An 18,458-nucleotide genomic window follows, 5' to 3' on the forward strand; every position below is an offset into this window, starting at 1 on the left:
TCAGGCGACGCTCATCAGCTGTGACGGGTACGCGGTGAGCAGTGTCACCGCCTCCTCGACCGGCGCTGTCAGCCAGCGTTCCTGATCCTCCGCCAGCAAGATCACCGGCATCGCCTTCGGGTGCTTTGGCGCGACCAGCGGATTGGGCTCGGTGGCGCAGAAGGCATAGACCCGGTCGTGGTCGGCATCGACCTTCCAGAGGCCGGCGAAGCACGGGACCAGCTGATCCTCGACGGTGAACCACCAATTGGTGTCGCCCTGCCCCTGCCGGTCCGCCACCGCTTTGGGTTCGGAAAAGCGGGTGAACGGCACCAGACAGCGATGCTCGGCACGCAGGAGCCACGGCTTCCACATGTTGCTCTGCATGTTTCGCGCGTTGGTCCACCAATCGTAGAGGAATGGCAGTTCGCCCTCACGCGCCGGTCGCTTGCGGGTTTTGCGCGTTGGAAAACCCCAGCGCATCGTGCTGAGCACCCGCTGGCCGTCCTCGTATCGCACGACGTACCCAGGCTTGCCGGGTGCGGCATAATCCTTCTCGACAGCAAGTACATTGGCAGCATCGTCAACCGCGGCGAGCGCATCGAAGTAGCCGCGAGGGTCGACCCTGAGGTTGTAGAGATTGCACATCCCTGTCTTCGATCACGAGCGATAGCGCGAGACAAGCCTCTTCCACGTTGCCTCATCCGGGTACGGCAACGGCTCTCCCGTCGGCGCTTCCCGACCGACCATGATGCGCGGTCGAACCGTAGTGCCTTGAGCCTTGCAGGCGGTGCAGCACAGACGGGACGAAGCCGCGGGCAGGCCCCCATCCCAGCCGCGGCGAGTGAACATCCACCACAGGCATACCGCATCCAGCACCCGGACATGAGCGCAGCGAGGGCAGGTCAGCCGCAGCGTCCGCTTGTGCAGCGCGCAGTGTTCGAGTGTGCGAAGTCGCCGTCCGACATGGTCGTACTCGGCGCTTGCCGACATTGCCGGACCAGCGTCGTTGGCGGCTTCGATCCCGTTTCGGTTCATCAACTCCGCTCCACAACGCCTTGACCGTTCATCAACAATTCTGGAACATATAGCGAACGGATGAGTCGCAGCAACCATGTCCACTAACCTCCAGCGCCATGACGCCCTGGCCCTCCTTCGCGAGAGCATGGGCGAGGTGCGTGGGGGCGAGACGGCCGTCCTCCCGTTCGGGATCGATGCTCTGGACAAGCGACTCGCGGAGGGCGGGTTGGTGCTCGGCGGACTACACGAGGTCTCCGCTGCGACGCCGACGTTGACCGATGATGCCGCAGCCACGCTCTTCTCCGTCGGCATTGCCGCCCGCGCGGCGGCAGGCAGCGGGCGGCGCGTGCTGTGGGCGCTGACCCGCTTCGACCTCTACGCGCCGGGACTGGAGCAGGCGGGTCTTGATCCCGCCACGCTGCTTTTCGTCGAGGCCAAAGATGACAAAGACGTCCTCGCCGTCATGGAGGACGGGCTCCGGCACGGCGGGCTTGCCGCCGTGGTCGGCGAGGTGAAGCGCGCCGACATGGTCGCCACCCGCCGACTGCAGCTTGCCGCGATGAGCGGCGGCACCCCTGCCCTGCTCGCGCGCCGCTGGCGCAAGGCAGGCGTCAGCCCCCTCTTCGATCTCTCCGCGGCTATGACGCGGTGGCGCATCGCCTGCGCGCCGTCCGAACGGCTGCCCGCACCGGGTGTCGGCCGGGCGCGCTGGACTGTCGAACTCGCCCGTCAACGCGGCGCCCCCCCTTTCACCCTAGAACTGGAGGCGTGTGATGACACGGGTCGCCTCGCTCTACCTGCCGCACCTCGCCATCGAGCGATTGCGCCGGTTAGAGCGACCGCGCGCGCTGCCTGAACCGCAGCGGGCACCACAGCTTCCGGTCGACGACGACCCCGGCGCCTGCTCGGTGCCGCGGAGCGGCGGTTGGCGTCCTGGAGCGCGCTGGGCGCAAGACAATGGCGCACGCGCTGCGATCGAGGAGCAGGCAGCGGCGCTACCGCTACATCAGCAGCCGACCATGCGGGAACTCGGCCGGCGATCGGAAGCGGCAGAGCATCCGTTCAAGCAGTCGCCAGCTATTACTGGTGCGCGCATAGCAGCACACATCCCGGCACCGATCGAGAACGTGGTTCCGCTGATCCTCGCGGAGCAGACCGGGCAGCGGCACGTGATCACCTCCGCATGTCCTGCTGCGGCGTCGCTCGGCCTCACATCCGGCATGGCGGTGACACAGGCGCGTGCTCTGGTGCCAGACCTGGACATTCGGCCTGCTGACGTCGCTGCGGACCGGGCGGTGCTCGACGGCCTGGCGCTGCACGCGGTGCGACACTGGACACCGACAGCATCGCCAAGTGCTGCGGACGGGCTCTGGATCGAACTGACCGGGGCCGCGCATCTCCACGGTGGTGAGGAGCGGTTCTGCCGTCGCCTGATCCGCTTCTGCCGACGCTTCGGTTATACCGCACGGGTCGCGGTCGCCGGAACGCCGGGAGCGGCGTATGCGCTGGCTCGGTTCGGGCGCGACATCATCAGCATGGTCCCGAACGGGGGCGAGGCACAGGCGCTGGCCGGCCTGCCACCCGCCGCGCTGCGCCTGACGCCGGAGGCGCTGACCGCCGCTGCGCGCTTCGGACTCGACCGTATCGCCGATCTGCTCCCGCTGCCACGTGGACCACTCGCGCGCCGGCTGGGGCTGGCGAGCGTGCGTCGACTCGACGAGGCGCTCGGGCGTATTCCCGAGCCGATCGTGCCGGTGATACCCCAAGAGACACCGATGGCGCGTCGCCGCCTGCTGGAGCCGATCAGTACTGCCGAAGCAATCGAGCATGTCATCCGCGATCTTATCGCCGACATGATCCTGCTCCTCCAGGAGAAGGGAGCAGGTGCACGCGCACTGCTGCTGATCATGGAGCGGATCGACGGCACCGAGCAGCGCCTCGCCATCGGCACCTCGCGTCCGTCCCGTGATGCGGCGCATCTCGCTCGGCTCTTCCACCTCAGGATCGAGAAGATCGATCCAGGCGATGGCATCGAAACGATGCGGCTGCTTGCCCCCCGGACCGATCCGCTCGGGGCCACCGCGCTCGCAGCAAGCCTCGCGGGTGATGACGCGCCACCGGATGTCGCGACACTCGTCGACCAGATCGCTGGCCGCGTTGGCGACAACGCGCTCTTCACGGCCGGGCCCGTTGAAAGCGACGTGCCCGAGCGCGCGGTCCGCCGTGCCGCACCGCTCGCCGCACCGACTGGCTGGCCGGCGTGGCGCCGGCCGGTGCGACTGCTAAGCCGTCCGGAACCACTAATTGGTGTGCTCGCGCTGCTGCCGGACGCACCGCCGCGCCGCTTCACCTGGCGGGGCAACGTTCATGCCGTGGTCGCTGGCGACGGTCCCGAACGCATCCACGGCGAGTGGTGGCGACGCGATGGCGAGGTCTGGGCGGTGCGCGACTACTTCCGCGTCGAGGATGACACCGGCGCGCGCTTCTGGCTGTTCCGCCGCGGCGACGGTGTAGATGGCGCAACCGGTGACCTCAGCTGGTATCTGCACGGGCTGTTCGGCTGATGGCTTCGCAGACGACTTACGTCGAACTTCAGGTGACGAGCCACTTTTCGTTCCTGCGCGGTGCCTCCAGTCCGGAGGAGCTGTTCGCAGCAGCCGCGCTTCTCGGTCACACGGCACTTGGTCTCACTGACCTCGGCAGCGTCGCCGGCATTGTGCGTGGCTGGGAGGGGCAGAAGGCAACCGGCGTGCGAATGATCGCGGGCGCGCGAGTGCGCCTCGACGACGGGCGCATGCTCCTCCTCTACCCGACCGACAAGCCTGCCTGGTCGCGCCTCACGCGTCTGCTGACGCTCGGCAAGTCCCGCGCCGGCAAGGGCGGCTGTGCCCTCGTCTGGGATGACGTCGTCGCGTGGAGCGCAGGCCTAATCGCCATCCTGCTGCCAGATCTGCCGGGCGACGTCACGCGCAGCGATCTTGGTGACCTGCACGAGGTGTTCGGCGACCGCGGCTATTGCGCGCTCTCGTTCCGCCGTCGGCCTGAAGACGCCATGCGTCTGCACGATCTCGCCCGGCAGGCCGCCGATGCGAGGGTGGCGACTGTCGCAGTTGGTGACATCCTCTATCACGCGCCCGAAGCGCGCTTACTGCAGGACGTGGTCACCGCGATTCGCGAAAAGTGCACCGTCGACACCTTGGGCTATCGCCGCGAGCGGCATGCCGACCGCCATCTGAAATCTCCCCAAGAGATGGAGCGCCGCTTCGCAGCCTTTCCTGACGCGATCCAGGCGACCGCCGAGATCGCGCGGCGGTGCACGTTCGATCTTGGCGAACTCAGCTACCAGTATCCTGACGAGCGCGTGGTCGAAGGGCTGACGGCGCAACAGGCGCTGGAGCAGCTCACGCAGGATGCTGTTGAACGCCGCTTCCCTGACGGCGCGCCGCCGCAATACCGCATACAGATCGATCACGAGCTGCGGCTGATCGCCGAACTGGAATATGCGCCCTACTTCCTAACCGTGAACAGCATCGTCGCCGAGAGCCGACGTCGCGGCATTCTGTGCCAGGGGCGCGGCTCGGCGGCGAACAGCTGCGTCTGCTTCATGCTCGGGATCACGTCGATCGACCCGATCAAGCACGAGCTATTGTTCGAACGCTTCATCTCGGGCGAGCGCCGTGAGCCGCCCGACATCGACGTCGACTTCGAGCACGAGCGACGGGAGGAGATCATCCAGTGGATCTATGACACCTACGGCCGCAACCATGCCGCGCTGACGGCAGTCGTCACCCGCTACCGTGCTCGCGGTGCCGTCCGGGAGGTAGGCAAGGCACTAGGTCTGCCCGAGGATCTCACCAAGGCACTCGCCGGACTGGTATGGGGCTGGAGCCAGGAGGGCGTCGGCGAGAAGCAGGTCGCGCAGCTCAACCTCAATATGGAAGATCGCCGGCTGCGGCTGGCGCTCGATCTCGCCCGCAAGTTGATCGGCACGCCGCGCCACCTGTCGCAGCATCCCGGTGGCTTCGTGCTGACCCACGACCGGCTCGACGATCTGGTCCCCATCGAGCCCGCCGCGATGGTCGACCGGCAGGTGATCGAATGGGACAAGGACGACATCGACGCGCTGACGTTCATGAAGGTCGACGTGCTCGGCCTCGGAATGCTCGGCTGCATGAACCGCGCCTTCAACATGCTGCAGGAGGCCAAGGGCATCCGCGTCGGCATGGCCGACCTGCAGGACGACGATCCCGACGTCTATGCGATGATTCAGAAGGCCGACACGCTCGGCACCTTCCAGATCGAGTCCCGCGCGCAGATGAGCATGCTGCCGCGGATGAAGCCGGCCCGCTTCTACGACCTCGTTATCGAGGTGGCGATCGTCCGGCCGGGCCCGATTCAGGGCGACATGGTCCACCCGTATCTGCGCCGCCGCGAAGGGCGCGAGAAACCCGACTATCCGCGGCCCGAGCTGCGCGCGGTGCTTGAGAAGACGCTCGGTGTGCCCCTTTTCCAGGAACAGGCGATGAAGGTCGCCATCGTTGGTGCCGGCTTCACGCCCGCCGAGGCGGATCAGCTGCGTCGCGCCATGGCGACGTTCAAGTTCACCGGCGGGGTCAGCCACTTCTTCGACAAGCTGGTCGGCGGCATGGTCGAGCGCGGTTACCCTCGCGACTTCGCCGAACGCACGTTCAAGCAGATCGAGGGGTTCGGCAGCTATGGCTTCCCCGAGAGCCACGCGGCGAGCTTCGCCAAGATCGCCTATGCGAGCTGCTGGATGAAGCATCATCATCCAGACGTCTTCTGCGCCGCGCTGCTCAACGCCCAGCCGATGGGTTTCTATGCGCCGGCACAGGTCGTTCGCGACGCCCGCGACCATGGCGTCGAAGTGCGGCCCGCCTGCATCAACGCCAGCCGCTGGGACTGCACGTTGGAGCCGGGTCGCGGACGGTTCCTGGCAGTCCGGTTGGGGCTTCGGCAGGTGCGTGGGCTTGCCAACGCGCACGGGGCGGCGATCGTAGCTGCCCGGGGTGACAGTCCGTTTGGTTCGGTCGAGGAGGTCTGGCGCCGTGCTGGCGTGCCGCGGGCCGCGATTGAGCGGCTGGCTGAGGCTGATGCCTTCCGCAATCTGGGGGAGGATCGACGTCAGGGATTGTGGAAGGTGAAGGGCTTGGGTGAAGCCCCCCTGCCCCTGTTCGCCGCCGCGGACGAGCGGGAGTCGCTGTTCAGCCCCGAAGGTCTGGAGCCGGATGTCAGCTTGCGACCGCTGTCGGACGGCCGCGAGGTCGTGGAGGATTATAGAGCGCTGCAGTTGTCGTTACGTGCGCATCCACTCGCCTTCCTGCGGCAGGATCTAACCCGCCGTGGGATCGTCCGCTGCGCCGACCTCGCCAACATAAAGGATGGCCGGCATGTCGAGGTCGCCGGGATCATCCTCGTTCGCCAGAAGCCAGGATCGGCCAAGGGCGTGTTGTTCATAACCATCGAGGATGAAACCGGGATCGCCAACGGCATTTTGTGGCCGGACCGTTTCGAGGCACAGCGGCGCACCGTCATGTCGGCGGCGATGATAGGGATGAAGGGACGCGTGCAGAAGGAAGGTCAGGTAATCCACGTCATCTGCGACCGGATCATCGATCACGGGCCGCTGCTTGCACAGGTCGGGCAGATGGACTTCCCGCACGCGACCGGGCGAGGTGACGGGGCACGGCATGGCGGCTCGCCGGATCGCGGCGATGCCGGATGGAAGCCGGGTCCGCGCGACAGCTACTGGCCGCCGCACAGCACAGGTATGGATCCGGAGGATATCGTGCGGGTGAAGTCGCGCGACTTCCACTGAACTCATGTCGCGCCATCAGAGGATCATCATCGACCTTTCGTTGCACATACTGCGGGCCGCAGTCGCGCGATCAGGGAAGACCAAGGTCGACACGATCGAAGTACGGCTGGCGCTCCGCTGCCTGCTCGCCCACTGCCCCGAACGGTGGCCGCTCGACATGTTCTGGAGTTCGGCCGCGACCGATCATGACATTGGAAGATCGCAGGGATGCACGGCTGCATTCAATGGGATCACGAGGCAACTTGATCATTGCTCCTTGGCGTGAAATCGCATTTGGTTGAAGACGAGCCAACTGATGAAGCAATGGTGCCGAGGATCAGGTCAGAGACGAACAAGCCCGACGAACCAAGTTTGCGGTATTTCATGAATGATCTCCAGTTCGACGATGTCGAGGGGTTGGTGAACAGGGAAAAGGTATTCGGGTGGTCCGGATCGGTAGGACCGGCGCAATCAATCGGGACGGACTTTGAACCAGCCCTGCGCCATCTCGATGATCGCCCACAGTTTATCGGGGATGTGCAGCACGCTTGCTTCGCTCTTGGCGACGTCGGTCTTGATGGCGTCGTTGCGACCGTCGCGCGCCTTCGCCACCCAGTCTGGGTCGATGACCAGCGCCTGGCCCAGCGCGATGAGTGACAGGCCGGTAGCAATCGCCTCCCTGGCCTGAGCGGGGGTTCGCACCTGGCCCGCGGCGATCACCGGAACGCGCCCAGCGACATGGCGGGTCATCACCGTCACGATCGGCGCGCCGTCGGGATCGTCGACCGGTGTCGCGTGCAGCGCGTCGGGGAGCGAGACGTGCAGGTAGTCGACGCCGGCGTCGATCAGACGATCGATCAGTACGAGCGTATCCTTGATCCGCAAGCCGTCCTCGTTCGGCTCGTCCGGCGAGGTGCGATAGCCGATGACGAACGGCTGCGTGGCATGCTCCGTGGCGACGCGGCGGACTTCCTCGACCAGCGCAAGCGGGAAACGCAGGCGATTGTCGGGCGTGCCGCCCCAACGATCATCGCGCGTGTTGGAGTGCGGCGAGTAGAAGTTCTGCGGGATGAACCCGTGTGCGCCGTGGATCTCGACGCCGTCGAAACCTGCCTCGATCGCGCGACGGGTGGCCGCTCCGAACGCGGCAATCATGTCCACGACCTCGGCATCGCTCAGCGCACGCGGCGTGACGGCGGCCGAGAACGGACCCGCCTCACCCGGTATTGCGCTCGCCGCGACGATGTCGTCGGAGAGGTCCGGCGTGGTCTTCACCCCGGCATGGAAGATCTGCAGGATCGCTGGCGCACCGCCACTCTTCGCCGCGATGGCGAGCTTCGTAAGGCTGGGCAGGAAGCTGTCGTCGTACGAGGCGAACTCGCCTGTGAAGCCAACGCCGTTGGGCTGGACATGCGTGCAGCCGGTGATGACGAGGCCGACGTCCTTCACCCGCGCCTGGTAATAGTCGACCTCCTGATCCGATACCGTGCCGTCATCGTCAGCCGACCACGTCGTCATCGGCGACATGACGAGCCGGTTGCGTAGTGTTAGGCCTTGGCCAAGCTCGAGAGTTTCAAAGATGCTGGAGTCGTTCATGCTAGAATTCCGGTCCTTGCCCGTAACGGCGTGACGCGGCTGTTCGCCGCCCTCCGAATTTAGGACGGGTGGCGCTGGTCGATTAGATCATAAGATGTGCATTAACCTAGAAGCAGGAGTAACGAATACAGATCGAAGGGCCGGGCTACCCGCGATAACGCAGCGCATTCACGAGGAGGGTGAAGGCCGGCGTGGGCTGGCGCCTGCTGGGATAATATAGGTGGTAGCCGGGTAGCGCCTGGCTCCAGTCAGGCAGCACTTGAACGAGACGACCGGCATCGAGATGATCCTGCACGATCATTCTGGGCTGGTAGCTCAGGCCTAGCCCGGCAAGGGATCCCTCGACGATCATGTCGATCGCGTTGAACACCAGCTGCCCCTCGGTGCGGACTTTCAGTTCGTGGCCATCCTTCTCGAACGGCCAGAAGCGCAGCCCACCAGAAGTCGGCAGGCGCAGATTGATGCAGCGATGCCGGACCAGATCCTGGGGGTTGTCGAGTGGCGGGTTAGCGTTGAAATACGCGGGCGAACCGACCAGAGCCATCGGCATGTCGGGTGCGATCCGCACCGCGATCATGTCCTTGGCGACCTGCTCACCCAGACGAACGCCGGCATCGTAGCGTTCGCTGACGATGTCCGTGAGGCCGTAATCATTGACGATCTCGACGTTGAGGTCGGGATACTCGGGCAGCAACGTCTTGAGCACCGGCCAGAGATACGCCTCGGTCGCGTGCTCGACAGAACTGATCCGGATCGTGCCGGCCGGTTTCTCCCGTAATTCGCTCAGCGCGGCGATGCTGGCATCGAGATCCTCCAGAGCCGGCTGCAACGTCTGCAACAGGCGCTGGCCGGCATCGGTCGGGGCCACGCTCCGGGTCGTCCGCGCCAATAGTCGGAGCCCAAGCCGCGTCTCCAGGCGACGGACGATCTGGCTGAGCGCGGACTGCGAGATACCGAGCTTGGCCGCGGCTCGCGTGAAGCTCTGCTCTTCAGCGACGACGACGAAAGCCGTCAGGTCGGCCATCTCCTCACGGCGCATCTATAACTACCGCTTCTACGCTCATACACATCTCCCCGTCTATCCGCACAAACTGACACATGTCACCTTATGGTCATGTCCAAAAGCCGCCGGCTGAGCTTCGCGGGGGGTACCAAACCACCGATGGCGCGTTCGTCGCTTTGTTCGTGCGATTGCGCGCCGATCACCTCATCCCCTGCCCCACAGCCACGAGACCTGCCATGACCTGTGAACATCGCCTCGACGACGATTATTCGGCGCGCGACACCGCCATTGCGATCAACACCTACACCACCGTGCTGAAGCGGCCGCAGGTGCCCCACAAGGTATTTGCGACCTACTGGCGCGACGTCCACGGTCCGCTCTGCTCGCGGATACCCGGGCTAGCCTGGTACGTTCAGTATCACCTCGACCGCGAGCAGGATGCGCACCTGTGGCCCGCGCAGGAGGGAATCGAGCCCTTCTGTGACTATGTGCTCGATGGCGGGGTAGAGATTGGCTTCGCCAATGCCACCGATCAGGCCGTCTTCGACGAGGCGTCGTCCATCCTGTTCTCCGACGAGCAGAACATGTTTGCCGCCACGGTTGCCTATGCGCTTCCCCAGGGCTCGCGGACACTGGTGGATCGGATCGCGGACCCCAGCCCCAACGGTAACGACGCATACGATCGGATGCACGTCCACTTCGGGCCGGGCGCCAAGGATCCAGGAGCGTTCGCCGCCTTCATGGGGACCTTGGCGGAGACGCTCGCAGCGGACCCGGCGCTGCTGCGCGTCCGGCTGCATCTGCCTGAGGCCTATGACAATGCCGATCCCGCACCGCCCGCGCCCGACGTGGCGCACACAGTCCCGCCGGAACGCGAGCGCCTTGCGGTCCTGGACCTCACCTTCGCTACGCCGCTCGCTCGCCGACGTTTCTTCGCTTCCGACGGTTTTTTGCGCACGGTCGGCGGGCAAAAGCAGCACATCGGCCGTGTCACCCCCTTCGCGGTCAGCGGCATGTACACCTATGTCCGCGACAAGGAACTGACACTTGCGGGGCTGAGGGGCAGCCGGGCGGCGCAGCTGATCGAGCGCCTGGGCGCGGTCAACCAGACCACTGACAGCGTCCGGCAGCTGCTGGTGAACGGCAGGCTTGATTAAGGGCCGAAGCGTCAGCAGCAAGATGACCCACACCCGGTCATTCGCTGCGCCGTTTCTGCTCCCCATTCACCTTCAACCTCTGCGGCGGACCGAATAGTGTAGCGAGCGACCGTCGGCTTTCAGAACATCCATCGACAATATGGCTAGCAGATTGGCGGACGCCCTCTTCATCGAACCGCATCTCAGCTTAAGCGGAGAGCCACCATGATTTCACCCTACACGATCAACATCCCTGACGAACGGCTCGCCACGATCACAGCCAAGGTTGAGGCTTATGACTGGAGCCAGCTGCCGGATGCGGGTGGCTGGTCAGCGGGGGTCGGAGTTGGCGACCTCAAGCGGCTCGCCGCGTATTGGCGGGACAGCTACGACTGGCGTGCGGTCGAACGGCGGCTGAACGCACTCCCTAACTTCACGGCCGACGTGGAAGGCGAGCACCTCCACTTCGTTCATGTGAAAGGCGACGGCTCCAAGCCGCCTGTCCTGCTTCTTCACGGCTGGCCGGGCTCGTATCTCGAGTTCGAGCGGCTGTTGCAGCCGCTCTCAGCGGACGGGCACGATGTCGTCGTCCCCTCACTTCCTGGGTTCGCGTTCTCCAACCCGATAACGCGCCCGATCGGCCCACGGCGGACTGCTGCGCTTGTGCATGAGCTGATGACCCAACTGTTCGGCGATGCGCAGTATTTCGTTCAAGGAGGGGATTGGGGCCACAGTATCGCGACTTGGGCAGCGCATGATCGACCGAACGCTCTACTCGGCATCCATATCAACATGATGACCATACGCGCGGAAGACGCCAATCCGACGACCGACGAGGAAAAGTTTCTCGCCGCCAAGCGGGCCGCGATTGCCGAGCAGGAGAGCGCCTACTTTCACGAGCAGGCAACCCGGCCGCAGACGCTCGGCGTCGCGATGGCCGACAGCCCGGTCGGCGCGGCGGGCTGGATACTTGAGAAGTTCGGCAAATGGGCCGATCTTCCGACAACCGCCGACGGCGACCCCGACATCTGGAGCAAGTTCTCCGAGGAGGAACTCCTCACCAACATCATGCTCTATATCGCGCCGACATCGTTCGTGACGGCAACGTGGATTTACTACGGTAGCCGGCTTGAGCAGTCGCGAATGCTCCCGGCCGGCACCCGCATACAGGTGCCCACCGGCTTTGCGGCCTTTCCCGACCCGGTGTTCCTCCCGCCACCGCGCTCGTTCGCGGAGAAGACCTTTAACATTGTGCATTGGACCGACATGCCGCGGGGCGGGCATTTCGCCGCACTGGAAGAGCCGGAACTGATGCTGGCCGACCTACGCGCCTTTATCGCGACTGTGTCGAGGGCGCGCTCCTGAAGTTGGAAATCTCCCTCTCCGAAGCGTGGTGCGTGGCGATGGCGGAGCAGGGCTTCAATGCCCTGCGTCGTCACGACCGCATCAGCGCGGGCAGCTCTCACCGCCACCCTCCTGTTTTGAGCTACATGGTCAAACCACAATACTGAGATACCAATGCGAGGGCTTTCCCGATGGAGAACCCTTGCGAGACAATTGCCTGGAAACCGTGACCACTGTCGTCCGGCTTATCGGCGTTGCGACGAGCCAAAAGGAGAAGCTGTTTGAAGCCCGTCTTCTGGCCGCTGACCAGCAGGCTGGCTCGGAAGATTGCGACCGAGCAGCACCACTTTGATGACGGTGAACACCGCGGTCAGCGCGCCCGCGCCCACACTTGCCATACCGGTGCCTTGCTGCGCCAGTACAGCGAATGGTGTCAAGGAAGCTGTCAGCTTAAGGCGGACGCGACTCGGGTCGCTGCAGGTCGGTATTCGAGGGCGGGACCCAGGTCGCAAGCATCTGCCACTTCGCCAGCGCGGCGGAGTGTCGTGTTCGGTAGGTCTCCCGGTCAATGAGGTGGCGTTCCAGATTAAAGTGATTGTGGATGTTGGCGTGGAGGGAGACGAAATTTCGTAGCGTTTCATCTGCCTGAACCGGAGCATCGCGCACTCCCGCCTTCGGAGTGGCAGGTGACTGTTTTCGACCCGGTTGCTGGCCGACCAAGCTACCTCCTGCCGTTCATGGCAACGTAGCTCGTCCATTGCACCCTAACTGCGTGAGCCATCGGTGGTGATCGCATTCGGCGACCCGTGCCGGTTCAGCGCCTTTTCATGAACGCGAGAGCTGCCGCCTTGTCACGGCTCCTGGTGACGTAGGCTTTCCAAGACCTCGCCCTCGTGTCTACTGCTCGTTCAAGGTAGACCATCTCGCCGCTCAGCCTCACGTACATTTCGTCCAGATGCCAACGCCAACGGGGAAAGCCCTGCATGTCGCTCACCCGCTTGCGACGCATCTCGGCGGCGAACATCGGACCAAACCCTGTTGCACCACATCCGCACTGTCTCGTGGCAAATGCCGATCCCGCGCTCGAACGGAAGGTCCTCTACGTGCCGCAGCGATAACGGGAAACGGACGTACATCAGCACTACCAGCCGGATCACCTCAGACAATGTGTTGAAGTAGCGGAACGGCGTAGCTGGCTTGCGCGGCCTGGGCATGTCGCAGCTCTACCCTGCCCCGATTGCCACCGGTGCATTTGCGCTGACAATGCAGGCTGATCTTCGCAGATCATTCTTGATCATCGTTGGCGGAGCTTTGGTTTGCACCGCGGGCGGCCAGTATCGCGCTGAGCTGCTTCCTGATGCTCAGTCCCGAGACGTGACTCAAGACGCTCGGATACCCCTCGCGCAACAGTTGCTCGCGGATGTCGTTTACGGAATTGCACGTGCCGACACGAGCGAGCTGGAAGGCACGCTCAATCGTGCTGATCTCGGAGCCTTCGGTCACCGTGCGGACTCCGGTAACCGCGTTTGATGGATGGCAACAATGCAATCGGTAATCATCGCAGCCGCCAGTGTATGACCCAGCCGATCAGCTTCGATGAGGGCTGCGTCGAGCGATGCGAGCAGTGGCCCTACATCCAATTGGCTCGTCATCCGCATCTCCATATGGCATTAACCCTGATGCCGTGACAGGGGGCTGTATACGCCCCGCCACCTGGCTCCTATCCACAATCGTATCGACCTGGAGCGCATCATGGCGTCTTTCGTAAGCTGTCTGGACCTTGCCAAGACCCAAGTGGCCCTGCGTGCGCTACGCTATGGTCATTTCCCAGCTGACATATTCGATGAATACGCATGGGACATGATGCTCCATATGTACATCGCGGCTCTGCGGCAGCAGCCGATGTACGTCGACAATGCGGTCAATCTCACTTCCAAGAACAAGGTCATCGGCGATCGTTGGATCAAACATTTGATCGGGGAAGGCATGATCGAAGTGGAGGGCGAGATCGTGGCTTTGACCGCCACTGCTCTACAGCGTATGAACTACTATCACGAGGAAGCCCTTAAAGCGGTTACGTGAACGAAGCCAAGATGCCGTTGATATGGGGCCGTTCGCTAGCAACATTATGAAATAGCGGCGAGCTTTCGATCCGAGCGTTCAGCTGATCGAGAGGTGTATATGCCCGATTGGTCGTCGATGTTCAAACCCGAGCTTTCACTATGGGAGGTGATCGCGCGCGGGACAATCATGTACCTCTTCCTGTTCCTCGTGATGCGCTTCCTGCTTAAACGCGAGGGCGGTCAGGTTAATATTGCAGACATCCTGGTCGTCGTTGCCGTGGTAGATGGAGCGCAGCCCGCGTTCAGCGGCGACGCACAGTCTATTACGGAAAGCGCCATTTTCGTGCTGACGATCCTCTTCTGGAGTTGGGTCCTCAATTGGGCAAGCTTCCAATTCAAGCCTCTCGCATTTCTCACAGCCGCGCCACCGATGATCTTGGTCGAAGATGGAAAGCTCAACCGGGCCAACATGCGCAAGGCATTGATGAGCCGAGAGGAACTCATGCAGCAGCTGAGGGAGGAGGGTGTCGAGGATCTCGACCTAGTTCATCACGCCATCATGGAGGGGGACGGCGAGATTAGCGTGATCAAGAAGGAAGATGCGAAATAGCACTTCACTTTCGGATTGCGATACCGCCATTAGCTTTCAATCCGCTGCGACGACGGTTCGCATTTCGGTCTCCACCGTCGGGCGTTCGATCAGCCGCCACGCACCTAAACACCCTTACGTCACATCGCTCTGTCGTATCGCTTCGGTGGTGAACGCTATGCAGCGACCGTTATGGAGCTGCCAGGCAGCGTTACCGCAGGAAGCGACCGGAACCCCGGGCGCGCTAATAAATACCCTTGAATGTAACGCACCCCCATCGCGTGGAGAACGTCGTATTCGCCAGGGGTCTCAATGCCTTGAGCAATCACGGTAATGTTTAAGGCGGCAGCTATGCGTATCACGCCTTCGACAATCATGCGCCGAGGCAGACTGGCTTCGACGCCCCGAATAACGTCCATGTCCAACTTGATATAGTCGGTCTAGAATTTTGCCAGCAAACCTAGTCACCTGAATCCGAAGTTCGGCTCATTGTTTTCTGGCAGAATCATCTGACCGAGGCGAGGATATTGTCGGCGGATTTGACCCATTTGTAGGGCTTTGGGTTTTCGTTGTGCGCAGCGATGAAGGCGGCGATATCGGCTTTCGAGCGCACCCGACAGCAACGCGCGCATGGTGAGCGAATCATCGACGACGAGAACCTTGACCGGGGCAGCCATGACCTAAACTTTCCTTGGAATGATGACGGGGAGGCTCAGGCGGCATCCGCGAGGGTGATCGAGGTGTCGGCGAGGCGGTCCAGCGCGAGGACCACGATCAGCCGCTCGTCGATCGTGGCGAGTCCTTCGAGGAAATGCGCCGCCGGGGTTTCGCCGATATCGGGCAGCGGCTGCATGCCGTCCGTCGGGATGGTGACGATGTCGTTGACCGCATCGACGATCAGGCCCTGCAGCTGGTCGCCGATCCGCACGACGATGATGACGTGGCGCGACGAGGGATCGGTCATCCCCCAGCCGAGCCGGTGGCTGAGGTCGAGTACCGGCAGCACGACGCCGCGCAGGTTGACGACGCCGCGGACGTGCGGCGGCACGTTGGGCAGCGGGGTGGCCGGCGACCAGGCGCGGATCTCGCGGATCGCCATGATATCGACGCCGAGGACCTGTTCGCCGATCTGGAAGGTGATGAGCTGACGGGACATGGGTTGGGCTCCTGAAAGGACGATCAGTGCAGGACGCGGCGGATCGCCGCGGCCAGCTTGTCGGGGTGGAAGGGCTTGACGATCCAGCCGGTTGCGCCCGCCGAGCGCGCGCGCTGCTTCTTCTCGTCAGAGCTCTCGGTGGTCAACACCAGGATCGGCAGATTGCGGTGCCGGTCCTGTTCGCGCACCTTCTCGATCAGATGTCGGTGATGAGCAAGTCGGGTTCCAACACCTTGCCGCGCGCCGCCAGCCGCTGATCGAGCGCGGGCCAGGCATGTTCGAGGAAATGGTCGAAATGATGCGATTCGCGAAAGAAGCTGGTGTGGTTGGTGGTCAGCGCGTCGATCGCGCGGGTGCGCTCCTCGGCGTCCTCGTCGATCAGGGCGATGTAGTCGGCGAAGGTCGTCAGGCCGCTGGCGCGCACCCGCGGCGCCAGCCGGCCATAGACGAGCTGCATCTTGCCCGGCGGCATCAGGATGCCCGCCTCGTCGTAGACGAAGGCGCTGATCGTGGCGTGGTCGGCGGGATCGAAGCGGAATTCGGTCTGGCGGCTCGCCGTCATCGTCACCGCGGTCATGCGGCGAGGTCCATCGGCGCGGCGAGACGCGGATCGCGGCGCCAGCGCGAGATCAGCGCATCGACGTCGAGGATCAGCGCGACGCGGCCGTCGCCGAGAATGGTCGCGCCGGCAAGACCGGGGATCGCCTCGTAATTGGCCTCGAGGCTCTTCACCACCACCTGCCGCTGGTCCTGGATCGAATCGACCATCAGCACCGCCTGGCCGGTGTCGGATTCGACCACGATCAGCACCGCCTGGGTCGGATCGCGCTGCGCACCGTGGATGCCGAGCTGTTCGGCGACGCGATGCACCGGCACGTACGAGCCGCGTACGTCGAGCAGCGAGGCGGTCGGGCCGAGCACCTTCACGCCCTCGTCGTTCGGACGCAGGCTTTCGACGATATGGCCGAGCGGGATGACGAAGGTCTGGTCGCCGACGGTGACGATCATGCCGTCGAGCACCGCGAGCGTCAGCGGCAGCGACAGCGCGAAGCTGCTGCCCGAGCCGAGATTGGAATTGATGCCGATCCGCCCGCCCAGCGCCTGGACGTTCTTGCGCACCACATCCATGCCGACGCCGCGGCCCGAGATGTTGGACACCGTCGCCGCGGTCGAGAAACCAGGCGCGAAGATCAGGTTGTCGACCTCTTCGTCGGTCAGGATCGCATCCGCCGCGATGATGCCGCGCTCGACCGCCTTTGCGCGGACGCGCTTGCGATCGATGCCGCGGCCGTCGTCGGCGACGGTGATGACGATGCGGCCGGAATGATGCGCCGCCGACAGCGTGACGACGCCTTCCTCGGACTTGCCCGCGGCGAGGCGGTCGGCGGGCGTCTCCAGCCCGTGGTCGACCGCGTTGCGGATCAGGTGGGTGAGCGGTTCGCCGATGCGCTCGACCACGGTCTTGTCGACCTCGGTCATCTCGCCGACGATATCGAGGCGGACGCGCTTGCCGGTCTCGACCTCCAGTTCGCGGATGATGCGCGGCACGCGGCTGAAGACGGTCTTCATCGGCTGCGCGCGGATCGCCATCGTCGATTCCTGCAGCTCGCGCGTCAGGTGGTCGAGGTCGGTCAGCTCGCTGATCCCGGCCATGCCGTGTTCGGACAGGCGCTGCGCCAGCATCGCTTGGGTGATGACCAGTTCGCCGACGAGGTTGACCAGCCGGTCGAGCTTGTCGAGGTCGACGCGGATCGTCTGCGCGGGCGGCGCCACCGCGGAGCGGGGGCCGGCGGGCTCGACCGTCGCGGCGGGCGGACTGACGACCGGTTCCGGCGACGGAGCGACCGCAGCGACCGCAGTGACCGGGGCGACCGGGGCGATCGCCACCGGCGTTGCGGCGACCGGCGCGGGTTCGTCGAGCAGGTCGACCAGCAGGTCGCCCGACATGTCCCCGGCATCGGCATCAGCCGCGCCGGGACGAACCAGCTCGAGGTCGCACGGGCCCATGAATTCGAAGATCGAGCGGATGTCGTCCTCGGCCGCCGCGGCGGGGACGGTGACCGTCCAGCCGAGATAGGAGCGTTCGGGGTGCAGCTCGTCGAGCAGCGGCAGGCGCGACGTGTCGACCGCGATCACCTCGCCGTCCAGCATCGTCAGTTCGCGCAGCAGCAGCAGCGGGTCGCCGCCATTCTCCAGCGCGGATTCGCCGGGGCAAAAGGTCACCAGCCAGTCGGCGCTCTCGTCGGGTGTCGCGGCGGCGGCCGGTTCGCACATGGCGAACAGGTCGTCGAAATCGTCGCCCGGTGCGGCGGCGGCGGGCGCCTCGACCGGGGCCGGCGCGGCGGCGGCGGGCTGGGCGGCCGGCTGCGGCTGCGCCTCGGGCTTCGATGCGGCGACCAGCCGGGCGAGCATCGCCCCATCGGCGGGCGCATCGCCGCCGTCGCGGGCGGCGGCGACATGGTCGGTCAGCATGTCGAACGCGCCGACGATGGTGCCGAGCAGGTCCGACGACAGCGTCAGCGTGCCGTTGCGGACGAGGTCCAGCAACGTCTCATATTCGTGGGTGAACGCCTGCAGCCGTTCGTGGCCGAACGCACCGGCGCCGCCCTTGATCGAATGCACCGAGCGGAAGATCGTGTTGATCGTCTCGGGATCGTCGGCGCCCTGGCGGATGGTGGCGAAGCTCGCCTCCATCGTCGCGAGCCCCTCGTCGCATTCCTGGAAGAAGATCTGCTGGATCTCGTCGAGGTTCATGGC

Annotated in this window: 16 protein-coding genes and 2 pseudogenes; 7 read left to right on the forward strand and 11 right to left on the reverse strand. The window is 64.5% G+C overall.

Going from position 1 to position 18,458, the window contains the following annotated elements:
* On the reverse strand, nt 1-627 hold the full coding sequence (locus AC1RTO_RS17140; RefSeq protein ID WP_493161999.1) for an SOS response-associated peptidase family protein: 627 nt from the start codon (nt 625-627) through the stop codon (nt 1-3).
* Between the two features lie 466 nt (nt 628-1,093).
* Between AC1RTO_RS17140 and AC1RTO_RS17145 the strand changes: the two genes are divergently transcribed.
* From AC1RTO_RS17145 to AC1RTO_RS17155, 3 genes are read left to right on the forward strand one after another with little or no spacing between them, the layout of a single operon-like run.
* On the forward strand, nt 1,094-1,855 hold the full coding sequence (locus AC1RTO_RS17145) for an ImuA family protein (protein ID WP_493162000.1): 762 nt from the start codon (nt 1,094-1,096) through the stop codon (nt 1,853-1,855).
* Complete coding sequence (locus AC1RTO_RS17150; RefSeq protein WP_493162001.1) at nt 1,773-3,563, forward strand: Y-family DNA polymerase; 1,791 nt, start codon at nt 1,773-1,775, stop codon at nt 3,561-3,563. The genes AC1RTO_RS17145 and AC1RTO_RS17150 overlap by 83 nt, the downstream gene beginning before the upstream one ends.
* The gene (locus tag AC1RTO_RS17155; RefSeq protein WP_493162002.1) at nt 3,563-6,835 is read left to right on the forward strand and encodes an error-prone DNA polymerase; all 3,273 of its coding nucleotides are present in this window, start codon (nt 3,563-3,565) and stop codon (nt 6,833-6,835) included. Before AC1RTO_RS17150 ends, AC1RTO_RS17155 begins: the two co-directional genes overlap by 1 nt.
* A 450-nt stretch (nt 6,836-7,285) precedes the next feature.
* Here the strand turns inward: AC1RTO_RS17155 and AC1RTO_RS17160 are convergent, their stop codons facing one another.
* Nucleotides 7,286-8,410 carry an NADH-dependent flavin oxidoreductase gene (locus AC1RTO_RS17160; RefSeq protein ID WP_493162003.1) on the reverse strand — a complete coding sequence of 375 codons (1,125 nt, stop codon included), beginning with the start codon at nt 8,408-8,410 and terminating at the stop codon, nt 7,286-7,288.
* 145 nt (nt 8,411-8,555) lie between these two features.
* Nucleotides 8,556-9,449 carry a LysR family transcriptional regulator gene (locus AC1RTO_RS17165; protein WP_493162004.1) on the reverse strand — a complete coding sequence of 298 codons (894 nt, stop codon included), beginning with the start codon at nt 9,447-9,449 and terminating at the stop codon, nt 8,556-8,558.
* 200 nt (nt 9,450-9,649) lie between these two features.
* Here AC1RTO_RS17165 and AC1RTO_RS17170 point away from each other — a divergent pair, with 200 nt between their 5' ends.
* Complete coding sequence (locus AC1RTO_RS17170; protein WP_493162005.1) at nt 9,650-10,570, forward strand: EthD domain-containing protein; 921 nt, start codon at nt 9,650-9,652, stop codon at nt 10,568-10,570.
* A 204-nt stretch (nt 10,571-10,774) separates the two neighbouring features.
* Entirely contained in the window at nt 10,775-11,914 is a 1,140-nt protein-coding gene (locus AC1RTO_RS17175; RefSeq protein ID WP_493162006.1) for an epoxide hydrolase family protein, read from the forward strand.
* 429 nt (nt 11,915-12,343) lie between these two features.
* Here the strand turns inward: AC1RTO_RS17175 and AC1RTO_RS17180 are convergent.
* A pseudogene (locus AC1RTO_RS17180) lies at nt 12,344-13,107 on the reverse strand (IS6 family transposase).
* Between the two features lie 70 nt (nt 13,108-13,177).
* Entirely contained in the window at nt 13,178-13,396 is a 219-nt protein-coding gene (locus tag AC1RTO_RS17185; protein ID WP_493162007.1) for a hypothetical protein, read from the reverse strand.
* A gap of 249 nt (nt 13,397-13,645) precedes the next feature.
* Here AC1RTO_RS17185 and AC1RTO_RS17190 point away from each other — a divergent pair, with 249 nt between their 5' ends.
* Together AC1RTO_RS17190 and AC1RTO_RS17195 are read left to right on the forward strand one after the other, a co-directional pair.
* Nucleotides 13,646-13,975 carry a hypothetical protein gene (locus AC1RTO_RS17190; protein ID WP_493162008.1) on the forward strand — a complete coding sequence of 110 codons (330 nt, stop codon included), beginning with the start codon at nt 13,646-13,648 and terminating at the stop codon, nt 13,973-13,975.
* 117 nt (nt 13,976-14,092) lie between these two features.
* Nucleotides 14,093-14,566, forward strand: a complete 474-nt coding sequence (locus tag AC1RTO_RS17195) for a DUF421 domain-containing protein (protein ID WP_493162009.1) — start codon at nt 14,093-14,095, stop codon at nt 14,564-14,566.
* A gap of 155 nt (nt 14,567-14,721) precedes the next feature.
* Here AC1RTO_RS17195 and AC1RTO_RS17200 read toward each other — a convergent pair whose 3' ends face one another.
* From AC1RTO_RS17200 to AC1RTO_RS17225, 6 genes and pseudogenes are all read right to left on the reverse strand, one after another.
* Nucleotides 14,722-14,970: an EAL domain-containing protein gene (locus AC1RTO_RS17200; RefSeq protein ID WP_493162010.1), complete on the reverse strand. Its 249-nt coding sequence runs from the start codon at nt 14,968-14,970 to the stop codon at nt 14,722-14,724.
* A 39-nt stretch (nt 14,971-15,009) separates the two neighbouring features.
* Complete coding sequence (locus tag AC1RTO_RS17205; protein WP_493162049.1) at nt 15,010-15,222, reverse strand: hypothetical protein; 213 nt, start codon at nt 15,220-15,222, stop codon at nt 15,010-15,012.
* Nucleotides 15,223-15,257: 35 nt separating this feature from the next.
* Complete coding sequence (locus tag AC1RTO_RS17210) at nt 15,258-15,701, reverse strand: chemotaxis protein CheW (RefSeq protein ID WP_493162011.1); 444 nt, start codon at nt 15,699-15,701, stop codon at nt 15,258-15,260.
* A 23-nt stretch (nt 15,702-15,724) separates the two neighbouring features.
* Nucleotides 15,725-15,901: pseudogene (locus AC1RTO_RS17215) on the reverse strand (response regulator); the annotation flags it as partial.
* Nucleotides 15,898-16,278: a protein-glutamate O-methyltransferase CheR gene (locus AC1RTO_RS17220; protein WP_493162012.1), complete on the reverse strand. Its 381-nt coding sequence runs from the start codon at nt 16,276-16,278 to the stop codon at nt 15,898-15,900. The pseudogene AC1RTO_RS17215 and the gene AC1RTO_RS17220, both read right to left, overlap by 4 nt.
* Entirely contained in the window at nt 16,275-18,455 is a 2,181-nt protein-coding gene (locus AC1RTO_RS17225; protein WP_493162013.1) for a chemotaxis protein CheA, read from the reverse strand. Before AC1RTO_RS17225 ends, AC1RTO_RS17220 begins: the two co-directional genes overlap by 4 nt.
* Nucleotides 18,456-18,458: the final 3 nt, after the last annotated feature.

The sequence above is a fragment of the Sphingomonas sp. GW821-FHT10F09 genome, from assembly GCF_058809195.1.

Excerpts from the sequence above, each read along its gene's own strand:
- AC1RTO_RS17140 (WP_493161999.1), bottom strand. The coding sequence starts at position 627 with ATGTGCAATCTCTACAACCTCAGGGTCGACCCTCGCGGCTACTTCGAT.
- AC1RTO_RS17145 (WP_493162000.1), top strand. The coding sequence starts at position 1,094 with ATGTCCACTAACCTCCAGCGCCATGACGCCCTGGCCCTCCTTCGCGAG.
- AC1RTO_RS17150 (WP_493162001.1), top strand. The coding sequence starts at position 1,773 with ATGACACGGGTCGCCTCGCTCTACCTGCCGCACCTCGCCATCGAGCGA.
- AC1RTO_RS17155 (WP_493162002.1), top strand. The coding sequence starts at position 3,563 with ATGGCTTCGCAGACGACTTACGTCGAACTTCAGGTGACGAGCCACTTT.
- AC1RTO_RS17160 (WP_493162003.1), bottom strand. The coding sequence starts at position 8,410 with ATGAACGACTCCAGCATCTTTGAAACTCTCGAGCTTGGCCAAGGCCTA.
- AC1RTO_RS17165 (WP_493162004.1), bottom strand. The coding sequence starts at position 9,449 with ATGCGCCGTGAGGAGATGGCCGACCTGACGGCTTTCGTCGTCGTCGCT.
- AC1RTO_RS17170 (WP_493162005.1), top strand. The coding sequence starts at position 9,650 with ATGACCTGTGAACATCGCCTCGACGACGATTATTCGGCGCGCGACACC.
- AC1RTO_RS17175 (WP_493162006.1), top strand. The coding sequence starts at position 10,775 with ATGATTTCACCCTACACGATCAACATCCCTGACGAACGGCTCGCCACG.
- AC1RTO_RS17190 (WP_493162008.1), top strand. The coding sequence starts at position 13,646 with ATGGCGTCTTTCGTAAGCTGTCTGGACCTTGCCAAGACCCAAGTGGCC.
- AC1RTO_RS17195 (WP_493162009.1), top strand. The coding sequence starts at position 14,093 with ATGTTCAAACCCGAGCTTTCACTATGGGAGGTGATCGCGCGCGGGACA.
- AC1RTO_RS17205 (WP_493162049.1), bottom strand. The coding sequence starts at position 15,222 with ATGGCTGCCCCGGTCAAGGTTCTCGTCGTCGATGATTCGCTCACCATG.
- AC1RTO_RS17210 (WP_493162011.1), bottom strand. The coding sequence starts at position 15,701 with ATGTCCCGTCAGCTCATCACCTTCCAGATCGGCGAACAGGTCCTCGGC.
- AC1RTO_RS17220 (WP_493162012.1), bottom strand. The coding sequence starts at position 16,278 with ATGACCGCGGTGACGATGACGGCGAGCCGCCAGACCGAATTCCGCTTC.
- AC1RTO_RS17225 (WP_493162013.1), bottom strand. The coding sequence starts at position 18,455 with ATGAACCTCGACGAGATCCAGCAGATCTTCTTCCAGGAATGCGACGAG.